The sequence below is a fragment of the Maribacter algicola genome (genome assembly GCF_003933245.1).
In the GTDB taxonomy this organism is placed as follows: domain Bacteria; phylum Bacteroidota; class Bacteroidia; order Flavobacteriales; family Flavobacteriaceae; genus Maribacter; species Maribacter algicola.
In genome coordinates, this window is the sequence record NZ_QUSX01000002.1 from 728,010 (window position 1) to 742,399 (window position 14,390).

At 40.3% G+C, this 14,390-nt stretch carries 13 protein-coding genes; 4 read left to right on the forward strand and 9 right to left on the reverse strand.

All coding sequences use genetic code 11. The features are described 5' to 3' along the window. The first annotated feature begins 107 nt into the window (after positions 1-107). A complete protein-coding gene (aroB, locus tag DZC72_RS12465; protein ID WP_125223250.1) occupies positions 108-1,169 on the forward strand; it encodes a 3-dehydroquinate synthase in 1,062 nt (353 codons plus the stop codon). Between the two features lie 109 nt (positions 1,170-1,278). Further along, positions 1,279-1,617 carry a hypothetical protein gene (locus DZC72_RS12470; RefSeq protein ID WP_125223251.1) on the forward strand — a complete coding sequence of 113 codons (339 nt, stop codon included), beginning with the start codon at positions 1,279-1,281 and terminating at the stop codon, positions 1,615-1,617. Position 1,618: 1 nt separating this feature from the next. On the opposite strand, the gene DZC72_RS12475 is transcribed toward DZC72_RS12470, so the two are convergent. From DZC72_RS12475 to DZC72_RS12485, 3 genes are all read right to left on the reverse strand, one after another. Further along, positions 1,619-2,134, reverse strand: a complete 516-nt coding sequence (locus tag DZC72_RS12475; protein ID WP_125223252.1) for a DinB family protein — start codon at positions 2,132-2,134, stop codon at positions 1,619-1,621. A gap of 75 nt (positions 2,135-2,209) precedes the next feature. After that, positions 2,210-2,689 (reverse strand): Lrp/AsnC family transcriptional regulator, encoded by a 480-nt coding sequence (locus DZC72_RS12480; protein WP_027066901.1) that lies wholly within the window; start codon positions 2,687-2,689, stop codon positions 2,210-2,212. A 109-nt stretch (positions 2,690-2,798) separates the two neighbouring features. Beyond that, positions 2,799-3,905 (reverse strand): M14 family metallopeptidase, encoded by a 1,107-nt coding sequence (locus DZC72_RS12485; RefSeq protein ID WP_125223253.1) that lies wholly within the window; start codon positions 3,903-3,905, stop codon positions 2,799-2,801. Positions 3,906-4,178: 273 nt separating this feature from the next. Here DZC72_RS12485 and DZC72_RS12490 point away from each other — a divergent pair, with 273 nt between their 5' ends. Continuing rightward, on the forward strand, positions 4,179-4,556 hold the full coding sequence (locus tag DZC72_RS12490; RefSeq protein WP_125223254.1) for a hypothetical protein: 378 nt from the start codon (positions 4,179-4,181) through the stop codon (positions 4,554-4,556). Positions 4,557-4,890: 334 nt separating this feature from the next. Beyond that, on the forward strand, positions 4,891-6,357 hold the full coding sequence (locus DZC72_RS12495) for a Gfo/Idh/MocA family protein (RefSeq protein ID WP_125223255.1): 1,467 nt from the start codon (positions 4,891-4,893) through the stop codon (positions 6,355-6,357). A 16-nt stretch (positions 6,358-6,373) separates the two neighbouring features. Here DZC72_RS12495 and DZC72_RS12500 read toward each other — a convergent pair whose 3' ends face one another. The 6 genes from DZC72_RS12500 to DZC72_RS12525 all read right to left on the reverse strand — a co-directional run bounded on the left by DZC72_RS12500 (position 6,374) and on the right by DZC72_RS12525 (position 14,349). Next, positions 6,374-7,330 carry a sterol desaturase family protein gene (locus tag DZC72_RS12500; protein WP_099544598.1) on the reverse strand — a complete coding sequence of 319 codons (957 nt, stop codon included), beginning with the start codon at positions 7,328-7,330 and terminating at the stop codon, positions 6,374-6,376. Between the two features lie 96 nt (positions 7,331-7,426). Then, positions 7,427-7,861 carry a large-conductance mechanosensitive channel protein MscL gene (gene mscL, locus DZC72_RS12505; RefSeq protein WP_125223256.1) on the reverse strand — a complete coding sequence of 145 codons (435 nt, stop codon included), beginning with the start codon at positions 7,859-7,861 and terminating at the stop codon, positions 7,427-7,429. Positions 7,862-7,873: 12 nt separating this feature from the next. Next, a complete protein-coding gene (locus tag DZC72_RS12510) occupies positions 7,874-10,558 on the reverse strand; it encodes a DNA gyrase/topoisomerase IV subunit A (protein ID WP_125223257.1) in 2,685 nt (894 codons plus the stop codon). Positions 10,559-10,581: 23 nt separating this feature from the next. Continuing rightward, entirely contained in the window at positions 10,582-12,444 is a 1,863-nt protein-coding gene (locus DZC72_RS12515; protein WP_125223258.1) for a DNA topoisomerase IV subunit B, read from the reverse strand. A gap of 299 nt (positions 12,445-12,743) precedes the next feature. Then, positions 12,744-13,838, reverse strand: coding sequence for a redox-regulated ATPase YchF (gene ychF, locus DZC72_RS12520; protein ID WP_125223259.1), 1,095 nt, complete (start codon positions 13,836-13,838; stop codon positions 12,744-12,746). Positions 13,839-13,995: 157 nt separating this feature from the next. Then, positions 13,996-14,349 carry a 4Fe-4S dicluster domain-containing protein gene (locus DZC72_RS12525; RefSeq protein WP_125223260.1) on the reverse strand — a complete coding sequence of 118 codons (354 nt, stop codon included), beginning with the start codon at positions 14,347-14,349 and terminating at the stop codon, positions 13,996-13,998. Positions 14,350-14,390 lie beyond the last annotated feature (41 nt).

Consider the following 14,390-nt stretch of genomic DNA (forward strand, 5'->3'; position numbering starts at 1 on the left):
ATTAAGGCATCAAAGATAAAGACAGGATTTATATTCTATTGATTAAAATAACCATTATTTTGCGCTCTTAAATTAAAGTTTTTTGGTCGATATATAATTTAGGTTCCATGCAGTCCATAGTATCAGATTCTTATTCGGTCCATTTCGACAAAATGGCATTTGAGGTTCTAAATTCACACTTAGCTTCCCATAACTACTCCACTATTTTTGTTTTGGTGGACGAGAACACCCATGAATTGTGTTTGCCGCAATTTATGTCTGAAATTGCAGGGGAGTATACTTTTGAAATCATTGAAATAGAATCAGGGGAAATCAACAAAACCATAGAAACTTGTGTAGGTGTTTGGGAAGCGCTTTCCGAACTTGGTGCGGACCGAAAGAGTCTCATGATCAATCTGGGCGGAGGAGTCTTGACGGATCTTGGGGGGTTTGTGGCCTCTACCTTTAAAAGAGGGATTCACTTTATAAACGTACCTACTACCCTTTTGTCCATGGTTGATGCTTCCGTTGGAGGAAAAACGGGTGTTGATCTTGGGCCCTTGAAAAACCAGATTGGGGTCATCAATCAGCCGGAAATGGTTTTGATAGTATCGGAATTCCTGGAAACATTGAATGAAAGACAGATTACCAGTGGCTTTGCAGAAATGCTCAAACATGGTCTTATTGGAGATTCGGATTATTGGGAATCGCTAAAAGAGGTACGTTCCATCAACGAATTAAAAAATCATATTTTTCCTTCCGTAGAATTTAAGAACAAGGTAGTGCTACAGGACCCTACCGAACAAAACATTCGTAAAATCTTAAATTACGGACATACCTTGGGGCATGCCATAGAGTCCTACTTTTTGGAAAATGTAAACAAGGAAACCTTGCTACATGGCGAGGCTATTGCCATAGGAATGATTACGGAGGGATACCTTTCGTACAGGATTACCGGATTGTCCCATGAGCAGCTGGAGGATATAAAAACCACCTTTTTGAAGTACTACAAAAAAATTGAATTTACCGAAAAGGATATCACGGCTATTCTTGAACTTTTGAAGTATGACAAAAAGAATTCACACGGAAACATCAATTTTGTCCTCTTAAATCGTATTGGTAAAGCCCAAATTGATGTAACCATTTCTCCCGATTTATTTAAGCAAGCCTTTGCATACTACATGGAATAAAATTTTCATATACTAAAACCACTGTTTCACAACTCTTTACATTTATGCGTTGATTAAATAATTAGTTTAGGTCAAGAATAAAATAAAACCGCAACTAACCTAAACTATTATGATCAGACGACTTATCGACTACAAAAAATTAGACCATCGGCTTGCTTCCCTGTTAATCGAAAAATATCCCTATGGCTATGGTGATGAAGACATTATCGTATTCAAAAATGCCCATGGCGAATTTGTGGAAGCCGTAGAACTTAGAACAGAGGATACGCTGTACTTGGTTAAGATCAGCAAAAGTCTTTCAAATTTCATTGCCAACTTTGAAGATGCCATAGAAAAGGAACTTGAAAGTAAAACTCCCGAAGAAGTAATGCGGGAAGAAGAAGAAATCATTCCTGAAATGGAGATGAACTATGAATCCGATGAGGATGCGTATTCAGAGTATGATTAGTCTATGAATATTTTTCCATTAGGATATTGGCGTGATACTTTTGGTGCCCGCTAATGGCAAAACCCAATGCGGCGACACTCCACATAATTCCACTTGCAGTCCCCACCCGACCCAATTGGGCATTTCCCAAATTTTTGAACAGGGTGATGGTAGCATTGCGAACGGCCAAGTAGTCCTCAAGGATATCCTCTTTGGTCCTATTGAGACTATTGCTTTCAAAAATGTATGCATCCTGATCAAAACCGGGCAATTCAACCTTGTCGTTTCTTGAAAACCGGAAGGCCCTATATTGGAAAATACGCTCCGTATCAATGATATGGATCAATACCTCGGCAACGGTCCATTTATTTTCGCCATAGGCATAGCCAAGTTGCTCCAAGGGAAGGTCCTTTACATAATCTAGAAACCACTCCTTTCCTTCATAAAAGGCATCCATAAGATTAACGTCTTCCAACGTATTTATATACGTATCATAAAAGTTGGAAGTACCAAAATCCGGTAATTCTGATTTTCTCATACTTTTTGGCCCAGGGTTACGTCAAAAAAGCCCAATCAAAAATTGATTGGGCCCTGCAATATCGTAAAAAATAAACTAAAGTTCGTTAAAAATGGTGTGCATCAACCGTTTCTTGTCATTGAAACTTTCTTCCAAGGAAATCATGGTCTCCGTTCTACTGATACCATCGATATCATCAATCTTGAAAATGATGTTTTTGGCGTGTGTGGTATCCTTTGCCCTGATTTTACAGAAGATATTAAACTTCCCCGTGGTAATGTGCGCAATGGTAACGTTTGGAATCTGGTTCAAACGTTCAAGCACAAATTTGGTCTGATGCGTTTTTTCCAAGAATATACCCACATAGGCAATGAAAGCATAGCCAAGTTTAACATAATCCAACGTAAGCGATGAACCTTTAATAATTCCGGCTTCCTCCATTTTCTTCACCCTCACATGTACAGTTCCTGCGGAAATTAAAAGTTTTTTTGCAATATCGGTAAAAGGTGTTCTGGTGTTATCGATTAACATATCCAGAATTTGGTGGTCAATTTCGTCTAATTTAACTTTACCCATAGTTGATTAATTTTATGCAAAAATAAAAAATATTAAAAAGAATTATAAAGATTATTACGTTTTTATACGAAAATCGTAATGTCCGTAAACCTAACCAAAATTAATCTTACTATTTTATCAATTCAGGGATTTTTTGGGAACTCAACCATTGCATGTCTTCCTTATTAAGACAATCCACTGTTTTGTGCCCAAAATATTGACCTGTCCGGAAGCCTTTTTCAGCAATGAAAGGAACGAATATTATTCTATTTTTTGTCAATATTTCCTTGTAAATCAAGGAGATACAATCATTTTCCCGCAAAGATTTATCCAAGACATAGGCATTTTCCAAAAGGATATCTACATATAATTTGTTGTTTTCCGGGATTTTATAATAGTCCTCCAGAGGATAGTTGTTCATCCGCTCATGGGCTATGGTATCTATAGCCTTATAAAGGGATTTGAAAATATATTCACGCGTCTTTTCCCTTTGGTAATCTTCGTGATAATGACCTGCTTCAAAAAGAATGGTGGGAATTCCTTCCATTTGAAATGCATCTCCAACACAATTTGGATTAAAAGAATCATCAAACCGACCAACTTGACCTGGTATCAATTTTTGCAGCTCATAATCCATGGCCGCGATAATGTTCATGGCGACACTTCTGGATGATGAGTTGTTTCGTCCTTCATCAAAAGAAGGAGCCAAAAAAGATACCGTTGCGGGTCTTTCTTTTTTGCCCACGTTGAAAATGGTCCGTTGATCATGAAGATTAAAACAATAGTTAGGACTAAAATCTTCAAATGTTTTTCTTAGCACTTGGCTCTCAGGTTGACTTTTTTTCTGGGCATCCCTATTTAGGTCGATTTGATTTGCATTGAATCTGGTGTACGCATTTGCGCCATCCGGATTAAGAATGGGAATTATTTTTAAGGTCACTTTTCCCAAAAGTTCGCTGGCCAACGACGATTCGTTCTTTAGAAAACTGAGCAAATCAAGTGCCGCTTTGGTCGTAGTGGATTCATTTCCATGCATTTGAGACCACATAAAAACGCGTTTTGCTCCATGGCCAACGCTTATTCCATAAATGGGTCTTTCTTCAACGGAGCGCCCTAATACCTCCAAATGAAATGGGTCGTCCAAGGAATTTAGGAATCCTTCAATATGTGTGTTGGTTACATACCTGCCTTCAACGGTAGTCACTTTATAATTCAAATAATTAGTGTAGTCCCACATACGTTTGTACTAATTGGGCGAAAATAATATAATCTTGTAACATACCCCCATACTTTGTGGAATCCTCTTCAATATGCGTTTTCTAAACGTATTTAGTACCTATAGAGCTAATAGGTAAAATTCAAAAGTGGACAATAGCCAGAAAACAAGTTTAGTTATTGGATACAATAACAAGAGGTTCCAATAAAAGCCATACAAACTTTAACAAAAGTTTTGGCAGTCTTACTGGTTTTCCAAGAATTGGGAAACGCCAATTTTATTTAAATTGCAGCCATGTTGAAAAAAGTGTTTTTTGTTGTATTTGCATCAATTTCCCTAATATCTTGTTATACCCCCAATAGGGATTGTCAAGCATATAAAACCGGCGAGTTTCTTTTCAATTATAGCATTGGAGATTCCCTTAAGCAAGGGCGGTTTGTAAGAGGGTATAATTATAGTATAGATTATTATGACAATAAGATCGACAGTGCGTCCATTCGCTGGCTCAATGATTGTGAGTTCGTCTTACAGGATTTAAAAAGCAAAGTAGGCATTCACTATAAAATTATAGGGACAACCGATACCTCCTATACCTTTGAATACAAAAATGCGGTAAAAGATCCCAATAGAAAGAATGTTGTAAAAATTGGTACTGCTTATAGGGTTCAGTAAAGAATCAAGAATCAATAATAAAGTACAATCTTAAATACAAGTATCAATTTGAGTACCAAAAACGGGTATATTCAAAATAATAATTAAATCTATAATTATTTCACCCTTCCACTCCCGTAGAAATCTACTTTTTCAATACTTCACATCTTCACTATTTCACCGGGACATTTGGTAAAATTCGTTCTTAACTGTATAGTCTGAGTTTAAAGAAATTAAAATTCTTGAATTTTAAGTAGTATTGTCAATAGAAAGGAGTTTTGATGGATTCACACCAAAATTAATTAGTACCTTGAGGAATAGGTAACTAAAAAATGAAAACACGTATTTAATCAAGATGAAAAAATCAAACAAAAAAAAGCATTCAATCAGCCGGAGGGACTTTGTTAAGAAAAGTGCATTGGCCTCCTCTATTTTCATTGTTCCTAGAAACGTACTAGGAGGTCCTGGATTTATTTCACCTAGTGACCAACTGAACCTTGCGGCCATTGGCTCTGGCGGTAAAGGGTTCAGTGATATCACCAATGCTTCCGTAAATGGCAGGGAACGTGTGGTAGCACTTTGTGATGTCGATTTTACGGGATCCGCTTCCAAGGCCGTGGAGTCCTTTCCAAAGGCAAAACTTTTTGATGATTTCAGGGAGATGCTGGACAAGAAAAAAAATATTGATGCCGTAACTATATCAACACCAGATCACGTGCATGGTCCAGCCGCAAAATATGCCATGGAAAGAGGTATCCATGTGTATGTTCAAAAACCTATGACCCATAATATCAAGGAAGCCAGAAAACTAACCCAAATGGCACGTGATAATAAAATTGTTAGCCAAATGGGAAATCAAGGAGGTTCCAATCCCTTATTGGGGATGGTCCAAAAATGGATCGACGATGACAAAATAGGTGCCATCAATAAAGTTCAAATTTGGACGAACAGACCTGTGTGGCCACAAGGTATTCAAATGCCAAAGGCCGATGCCAGCCTAAAACCAAAAGACTTGAATTGGGACCTTTGGTTGGGACCTGCCGAGGAACGACCTTATATTCCCAATTTGCACCCTTTCAATTGGAGAGGCTGGTGGGATTTTGGAACAGGTGCACTAGGAGATGTTGGCTGCCATTTGGTTGATATTCCTTTTAGGACCTTAAATTTAAAATATCCAACGGCCGCAGAATGTAGTGTGGGTTCCGTATATACGCAAATGTGGACACCGGACTATTATCCAGAAGGATGCCCCCCTTCTTCGTTTATTACGCTAAATTTCGATGCAACTGCGAAAACAAAATCACCCATTGAAATGACATGGAGCGACGGCGGTATCAGACCGGCACATCCAGATATCATTCCCGCCAATGACGATATAGGTGGAAAGAACAGTGCCAATGGGGTACTTATTATTGGAGAAAAAGGAATCATATCAACCAATATCAATGATAGTTCCCCATTGATGCCAAAATTGTATCTAAACGATGGTACAACGGAATTTGGACCAGAAGTAGAAGAAAATCTTGAACCGGAATATGGGCACCAACGTAAATGGGTGGACGCCTGTAAAGCCGGATTTGGAAGTGAGGAACACTTATCCTTAACATCTTCCTTCGATTATGCCGGCCCAATGACGGAAACAGTGCTAATGGGTAATCTAGCTATTAGAAGCTACATGCTCCGCAAGGAAAATGAACAAGGGCAAATGGACTTTTTTGCACGCAAGAAGTTGTTATGGGATGGCGAAAACATGCGTATTACCAATTTAGAAGAGGCCAATCAGTTTGTAGGCAGAACCTACAGGGAAGGTTGGGAAGTATAATCTATATTTTTGGAAATCAATTAGGTCTATTAAAGACTACCTCTGGGTTGGCGTTCCTTTGCGCTTCAAATAGCCGTTGTTGTTGTTTTACGGTCATCGTACTACCATCGTGGCTCCAACCCGGAGGTCCAAAAATATACATGAATTTATGTGACCACTTGTCGGACTTTTTTACATCGTTCCAAATATCCTTGAACTCATGGGTTAGTATAACTAACGGGTTATAGGAATTTGGAGCATGAATAACCCCAAATTTCACATCAATATCATCATCGAGTTCCTTCCACGTGCCAAACATTTTGTCAAAAATGTTCAAGAATCCACCGTGGTTTTTATCCAAATATTCCACATTCTGTGAGTGGTGCACTTGGTGCATGGTATGCGTATTGAAAATTTTTTCTATCCAACCCATTTTAGGCACATACTTACTATGTAACTGGAATTGCCAAAACGATTCTATGGCAAGGCAGAATATTACCACTTCCACGGGAAAACCCACAGCGGGCATCCACATATAGAAAAACGGCTTATACAATAGGGTAAACCACCCATTTCTGATGGCCGTCCCTAAATTAAAATGGTCCGATGAATGGTGCACTATATGCGCGGCCCAAAGAATCCTAATTTCGTGATTTGCCCTATGAAACCAGTAATAGGTAAAATCATCAGCGAGCTGGCAAAGTAGAAATATATACCACTCATAGCCAAAGGACTTATACCCCATGATGTTCATCCTAACTCCATCTACCATAGGATTAAACAGTTCATAGGTGAAATTAAAGACGACGATCAATACCGTAACCTTGATCAAGGGGCCCAATATAGCCGATCCAATTCCCATGGCCCCACTAGCCATTAGATCTTTCCAGACGTAAAGTTCCTTATCGCCATGGGTATGACTATATGTTAATTCCAATAAGATAAAAGCTATAAAACAGGGTACGCCGTAAATCAGGGGGTTCGTTAAATCCATTTATTTTTATGATTTCGCCAAATATAATTAGAAAAGGTTCTTATGAAACCTAAATAGAATAATTCATTTCTATTAAACTATAAATAAATCAAAAAATTAACGTTGTTGCTGATTTTTTAAAATGGAATTCTGCTCCTTCATGAGACTTTCCAAATTGGACAAAAGCTCAATGTTTTTTGGGGTAGCAACTTCAGCATTGGCTGGGTCTTCTGATTTTTCCTTAAACTTATTTATGAATTTGAGCATCATAAAAATGGTGAAGGCGATAATGCCAAAGTCTATGATTACCTCTAAAAACTCACCATATCCTATTGCGACTTCTTCCATATTTTCCATGCCCTCTCTTAGAATCCATTTTTTGTTTCGAAGATTGACGTCATCCGTCATTAGCGATAAGGGTGGCATAATAACCTTTTTTACCAGGATATTCACCACTTCATTGAAGGCTGAACCGATAATAATACCGATGGCCATATCGATCATATTACCCTTTACCGCAAAATTTTTGAACTCCTTAAAAAGATCTTTCATTTCCTTTCAAATTTAAAACAGGGTAATCTGTCCTTCTTCTCCCTCATTATCCAACGGTTCATTTTGACTAGTGGTACCATTACCTTGTTTTCCTTCCATTTCCGAAGAAATATTCTCTTCATCCACAACTTCTATTTCTTCCGCGTCTTCAGGTTCTTTCTCCTCAAAGGGAAGAGGCTCCAGCAAGTTAATATTCTTTACCTTTTCAGTAGTCAATTGATTGCCCATGGCCTTAATTCCCTTAACCGAAATAAAATCCTCCAGTTCCACCCTGAGGTTTTCCTTTGCCTCCTTGCCCCTTGGTTTTGGAAACTCTACCTCTACGACTGGTAACCAATCTGTAGAAACGATTTCCAAATAGGATTTGGGATGTTCCGTAATAAAGGTTTCCTCCTTATTTTCGTTTTCAACATGGAACCTTTTTACATAAAAACGTTCCTTTTCCCCCTCCCAATAGATGGCCGAGATTGGTTTATTGGGGTTGTATTTTTCCAGAACGACCATGTCCTCGTCAAAATGGGAGGTCAGAACGGGCTGAATGGTTTTTACAACGCCTTTTTGGGTAATAATCAACAATAAATCATCGCCCTTAAATTCCCCTATCAATTCTCCTCTACCGTCTACGTTCAACCTTCTAACCACATCATCAAACCAAATCTTTCTGGGTTTTAAGGTGGAAACGCCTTTTTCCTTCAGCTCTATGCGCTTCACGGAATATTTGGTGACAATATTCCCTTTGGAAGTTCGGCCTTTAATAATGACATCGGCAAAATCGATATCCCACTTCAGTTTTTTGATGCTTCCAGCCTGCCGCAAATTAACGGTAACGACTTCCGCTTCCCCGTTTGGATTGGCGGAAAAATACAGTACTTGGGAATTGGGGGTTCCGGCGGTCAAATCATAGCTTTTGTCCCTAGTAATGGAAGTGACATTGAATCTCTTAATGTAGGAGGCGCCACCTTTACCATCTTTATAAATCATATTATATATAGTGCGCTTGTCCTTTTTCTTAAAAACGGCTACGTGGATAATGTTTTTACCAACAAATGTCTTGGCGTCTACCTTGGTTACCTGCATGGAACCATCCCTTGTAAATACTATTATATCGTCAATATCGCTACAGTCGGTTACATACTCATCCCGCTTTAGGGAAGTTCCCACAAAGCCTTCCTCCCTGTTCACATACAGCTTGGTGTTTCTAATGACTACTTTTGTGGCCTCAATGTCATCGAATATGCGAATCTCAGATTTTCTTTCCTTGTCCTTTCCGTAAGTGGTCTTCAAGTTCTTAAAATAATCAATGGCATACTCCACCAAATGTTCCAAGTGATGCTTTACTTGGGCTATTTTGTCCTCAAGGCTTTCCAAATGTTGTTGAGCCTTTTCCAAATCGAATTTGGAAATACGCTTTATTCTAATTTCTGTTAGGCGAACTATATCCTCTTCGGTAACGGGGCGGCGTAAGTGTGTCGTGTATGGTTTCAAACCTTTGTCAATAGCCGCAATCACACCTTCCCACGTTTCTTCTTCCTCAATATCCCTATAGATTCTGTTCTCAATGAAAATTCTTTCCAGCGAAGCGAAGTGCCATTGCTCTTCCAGTTCGGAAAGTTGAATTTCCAACTCCTTTTTCAACAAATCAACCGTAGCATCCGTTGAACGTTTCAGCATTTCGGTCACCCCTATAAATAATGGCTTATTGTCCTCTATAATACAACCCAACGGGGAAATGGAGGATTCGCAGGCAGTAAAGGCATACAGTGCGTCTATCGTTTTGTCCGGTGATATCCCAGAGGGCAGATGCACCAATATTTCGACTTCCGCGGCCGTATTGTCCTCAATTTTCTTGATCTTGATTTTGCCCTTGTCATTTGCCTTAAGAATGGAATCAATCAAGGTAGAAGTATTGGTTCCATAGGGTATTTCATTGATGACCAAGGTGTTTTTGTCCAATTGCGATATTCTGGCCCGCACCCGAATCTTTCCTCCCCGTAAACCGTCATTGTAATTACTTACATCGATAATACCTGCCGTAGGAAAATCTGGAAACAACGTAAACCGTTTTCCTTTTAGGTGTTTAATGGAAGCATCTATCAGCTCATTGAAATTATGGGGCAAGATTTTGGTCGAAAGGCCTACGGCGATCCCTTCCGCTCCTTGTGCCAATAATAACGGGAATTTTACGGGCAGGTTAACCGGTTCCTTTTTCCGTCCATCATAACTTAATTGCCACTCTGTAATCTTTGGGCTGTATACTACTTCGAGTGCAAATTTGGACAATCTGGCCTCAATGTATCGGGAAGCGGCCGCACTATCTCCAGTATGTATATTTCCCCAGTTTCCTTGGGTATCGATTAATAAATCCTTTTGGCCCAATTGCACCATGGCATCGGCAATACTGGCATCCCCATGGGGATGATACTGCATGGTATGTCCAACAACATTAGCGACCTTGTTGTATCTACCGTCATCCAATTCCTTGAGCGAATGCATGATTCGCCGTTGAACAGGTTTAAAACCATCCTCAATGGCGGGTACGGCACGTTCCAAAATAACGTAGGAAGCATAGTCTAGAAACCAATCCTTGTACATTCCAGTAACCCGCGTAAGGGCCTCGGACGAATCGTCTTTTATTGGCTGTTGACCTTCCGATAGGTTATCGTGCTGTCCTTCGTTCAATTCTTCATTTTCTTCCATTCAGAAGCAATCGTATTTCAAGTTTATTTTTGATTTTCCTCGATCAGGTCAATCTCTACTTTCAAATTCTCTATGATAAATTCCTGTCTGTCCGGTGTGTTCTTACCCATATAAAAATTCAACAATTCCTCAATTGACATGGCTTTGTCGAGCATTACAGGCTCCAGACGAATATCGTCCCCAATGAAATGTTGGAACTCACCAGGAGAAATCTCGCCCAATCCCTTAAATCGCGTTATCTCAGGTTTCCCGGATAGCTTTTGGATAGCCGCCCTTCTTTCCTCATCACTGTAACAATAAATGGTTTCCTTTTTATTGCGCACCCTGAACAATGGGGTCTGTAATATATATAGGTGGTTTTCCTTGATCAATTCTGGAAAGAACTGCAGAAAAAAGGTAATGAGCAATAAACGAATATGCATCCCGTCAACATCCGCATCGGTAGCAATAACTATATTGTTATACCTAAGGTCTTCCATGGACTCTTCAATGTTCAAGGCCGCCTGCAGCAAATTGAATTCCTCATTTTCATACACTATTTTCTTGGACATACCGTAGGAATTGAGCGGCTTCCCACGAAGACTGAATACGGCCTGGGTATTCACGTCCCGGGATTTTGTTATGGAACCGGATGCCGAATCTCCCTCTGTTATGAACAAGGTGCTTTCCAATCTTCGGTCATTTTTCATATCCCCCAAATGCACCCTGCAATCCCGTAATTTTTTGTTGTGAAGACTTGCCTTTTTAGCTCGGTCCCTGGCCAATTTTCGTATGCCTGAAAGTTCCTTCCGTTCTTTTTCGGCCATGATAATCTTCCTTTGAAGCTTATCCGCTGTTTCCGGATTCTTGTGCAAATAGTTATCCAACTGCGTGCCTAAAAAGTCGTTAATGTAGGTTCTCACCGTTGGAAAATCACCGCCCATATCCGTGGAGCCCAATTTCGTCTTGGTCTGACTTTCAAATACAGGTTCCATGACCTTTATAGAAATTGCAGAAATGATGGATTTCCGAATATCTGAAGGGTCGTAATTTTTTCCGTAAAAATCCCGAATCGTCTTTACAATGGCTTCCCTGAAAGCTGCTTGGTGGGTTCCCCCTTGCGTTGTGTGCTGGCCGTTTACAAAAGAATGGTACTCCTCGCTATATTGGGTCTTACTGTGGGTTATGGCTACCTCTATGTCCTCTCCTTTTAGATGGATAACGGGATAGAGCATATCATCCATGTTATTATTATCCTCCAATAAATCCTTTAGGCCATTTTCCGAGTGGAATTTCTCACCATTAAAAACGATGGTAAGACCCGGATTTAGGTACACGTAGTTCTTGAGCATGCGTTCCACGTACTCGTTACGGTACTTGTAATTTTTGAAAATACTTTCGTCTGGAACGAACGTGACTTTGGTTCCCTTCCTTTTTGTGGTATCCTCAGGACCTTCCTCTTTGTCCAGATTACCAAAACTGAATTGTGCGGTCTTTACCTGATTGTCCCTCGAGGACTGGACCTCAAAAAAACTGGAAAGTGCGTTTACCGCTTTGGTTCCTACACCGTTTAACCCTACCGATTTTTTAAACGCACGGCTGTCATATTTGCCGCCGGTGTTCATTTTGGAAACAACGTCCACCACCTTTCCCAAAGGTATGCCCCTACCGTAATCCCGAACCTTAACGGTCTTGTCCTTGATGGTAATCTCAATGGTCTTTCCGGCACCCATCACGAACTCGTCGATACAGTTATCGATGACTTCCTTGAGCAAAATATAGATTCCGTCGTCCGCTGAAGAACCGTCCCCCAATTTTCCGATGTACATACCGGGTCTTAATCGGATGTGTTCCTTCCAATCGAGCGAGCGTATATTATCTTCGGTATACTGAGATTCTTGGGACATTTAACTAAAATTTATGAAAGTGATGCTAAAGATAGCCAGACTCCCATAAAGATAAAACCCCTGTAGCTTAAAGTAATTAACAATAGATGGCCCTGTATTGTTGATAGTAAAGCCACTTTAGCCTCAAAAGTTGGAATTTGAAACAGATGCTGTTTATCAAACTAAAATTTGCAATTCACCCATGCTGATGTGTAACGTGGAAAATTGAAGCCTTCCTATTGATAAACCAACCAATGAAGCCAAATATAAGAAGGGTTTTACGCTAAATTTAGGATTTCCCCTTTGAGGGTTAGAGGGCTTTACACGTTGAATCTAAAGTGCATCACATCGCCATCCTTAACGATATATTCCTTGCCTTCCACACGCATTTTACCCGCTTCCTTAACCTTTGCCTCGCTACCAAATTTCACGTAGTCATCATAGGCAATCACTTCGGCACGGATGAAGCCTTTTTCAAAATCGGAATGGATAACCCCCGCCGCTTGAGGTGCGGTAGCGCCCACGGGAATGGTCCATGCCCGTACTTCCTTGACCCCTGCCGTAAAGTAAGTTTCAAGATTTAGGAGTCGGTATGCACCACGTATCAACTTGGCCGACCCTGGCTCTTCCAAACCAAGGTCTTCCAAAAACATCTGGCGTTCCTCATAGGTTTCCAATTCCGTGATATCGGCCTCCGTACCTACGGCTAGGAAAATCACTTCTGCATTCTCGTTGGCAACGGTTTCCTTTACTTTTTCCACGTAGGCATTTCCTGTAGATGCCGACTCCTCGTCTACGTTACAAACGTACATAACAGGTTTGTCCGTTATAAACTGAAGCGGTTTTACGAATTCTATCCTATCCTCCTTTGAAATATCGATGGCCCTAACGGAAATACCGGATTCCAAGCCATTCTTTATGGCCATCAAAACCGCCTCCTCCTTTTGTGCTTCCTTATTTCCAGTCTTAGCGGCTCTTTTAACTTTTTCCAATTTCTTGTCCACGGTTTCCAAATCCTTCAGTTGAAGCTCCATGTCAATGGTTTCCTTATCCCGAATAGGATTTACGCTACCATCTACATGAACGATGTTGTCATTGTCAAAGCACCTCAATACGTGAAGGATGGCATCGGTCTCACGGATATTTCCCAAAAATTGGTTTCCAAGACCTTCGCCTTTACTGGCCCCTTTGACTAAGCCAGCTATATCTACAATCTCCACGGTAGCAGGTACAACTCGCTCAGGTTTTACCAGTTCCTCCAGTTTTTCCAATCGTGAATCGGGCACGTTTACAACGCCAATATTGGGTTCTATGGTACAAAATGGGAAATTGGCACTTTGTGCCTTCGCGTTGGACAAACAATTAAAAAGGGTCGATTTTCCCACATTGGGCAATCCCACGATTCCTGCTTTCATTTTTTCTGAGGTTAGGTACTAGACGTAAAAAGCTAGACTGTTATTTTCGGCCGCAAATATAACTCTTACTTGGCTATTAATCATATCAAATAAAAAACCCGAACGCCGTTCGGGTATATCAATTGAATATCGTTTATGATCTAAACCGATTTTCCGATTAATCTTCCGGATGCATAAAGGCCTGTTTGGCCAACAGCGTTTCTTCGGATTCCACATGGTCCTCATCGGGCACACAACAATCCACAGGACATACGGCGGCACATTGGGGCTCTTCATGGAAGCCCATACATTCCGTACACTTATCCGGTGCTATGTAATAGACTTCATCGCTAATGGGTTCCTGGGCATCATCAGCGTTTACCGCCTTGCCATTTGGCAATACAACGTCACCCTTCAGAGAAGTACCATCCCCATAGCGCCATTCATCGGCACCTTCATATATTGCAGTATTGGGACATTCCGGTTCGCAAGCCCCACAGTTTATACATTCGTCTGTTATTATTATAGCCATAATTTAATTTTTATTTAATATGGATTCAAAAATTAAAACCA

Bases quoted from the DNA above. Each gene is read 5' to 3' on its own strand.
- DZC72_RS12525 (WP_125223260.1), bottom strand. From the start codon at position 14,349: ATGGCTATAATAATAACAGACGAATGTATAAACTGTGGGGCTTGCGAA.
- DZC72_RS12470 (WP_125223251.1), top strand. From the start codon at position 1,279: ATGATCAGACGACTTATCGACTACAAAAAATTAGACCATCGGCTTGCT.
- DZC72_RS12480 (WP_027066901.1), bottom strand. From the start codon at position 2,689: ATGGGTAAAGTTAAATTAGACGAAATTGACCACCAAATTCTGGATATG.
- DZC72_RS12490 (WP_125223254.1), top strand. From the start codon at position 4,179: ATGTTGAAAAAAGTGTTTTTTGTTGTATTTGCATCAATTTCCCTAATA.
- DZC72_RS12515 (WP_125223258.1), bottom strand. From the start codon at position 12,444: ATGTCCCAAGAATCTCAGTATACCGAAGATAATATACGCTCGCTCGAT.
- DZC72_RS12500 (WP_099544598.1), bottom strand. From the start codon at position 7,330: ATGGATTTAACGAACCCCCTGATTTACGGCGTACCCTGTTTTATAGCT.
- DZC72_RS12475 (WP_125223252.1), bottom strand. From the start codon at position 2,134: ATGAGAAAATCAGAATTACCGGATTTTGGTACTTCCAACTTTTATGAT.
- DZC72_RS12485 (WP_125223253.1), bottom strand. From the start codon at position 3,905: ATGTGGGACTACACTAATTATTTGAATTATAAAGTGACTACCGTTGAA.
- mscL (WP_125223256.1), bottom strand. From the start codon at position 7,861: ATGAAAGATCTTTTTAAGGAGTTCAAAAATTTTGCGGTAAAGGGTAAT.
- ychF (WP_125223259.1), bottom strand. From the start codon at position 13,838: ATGAAAGCAGGAATCGTGGGATTGCCCAATGTGGGAAAATCGACCCTT.
- DZC72_RS12510 (WP_125223257.1), bottom strand. From the start codon at position 10,558: ATGGAAGAAAATGAAGAATTGAACGAAGGACAGCACGATAACCTATCG.
- aroB (WP_125223250.1), top strand. From the start codon at position 108: ATGCAGTCCATAGTATCAGATTCTTATTCGGTCCATTTCGACAAAATG.
- DZC72_RS12495 (WP_125223255.1), top strand. From the start codon at position 4,891: ATGAAAAAATCAAACAAAAAAAAGCATTCAATCAGCCGGAGGGACTTT.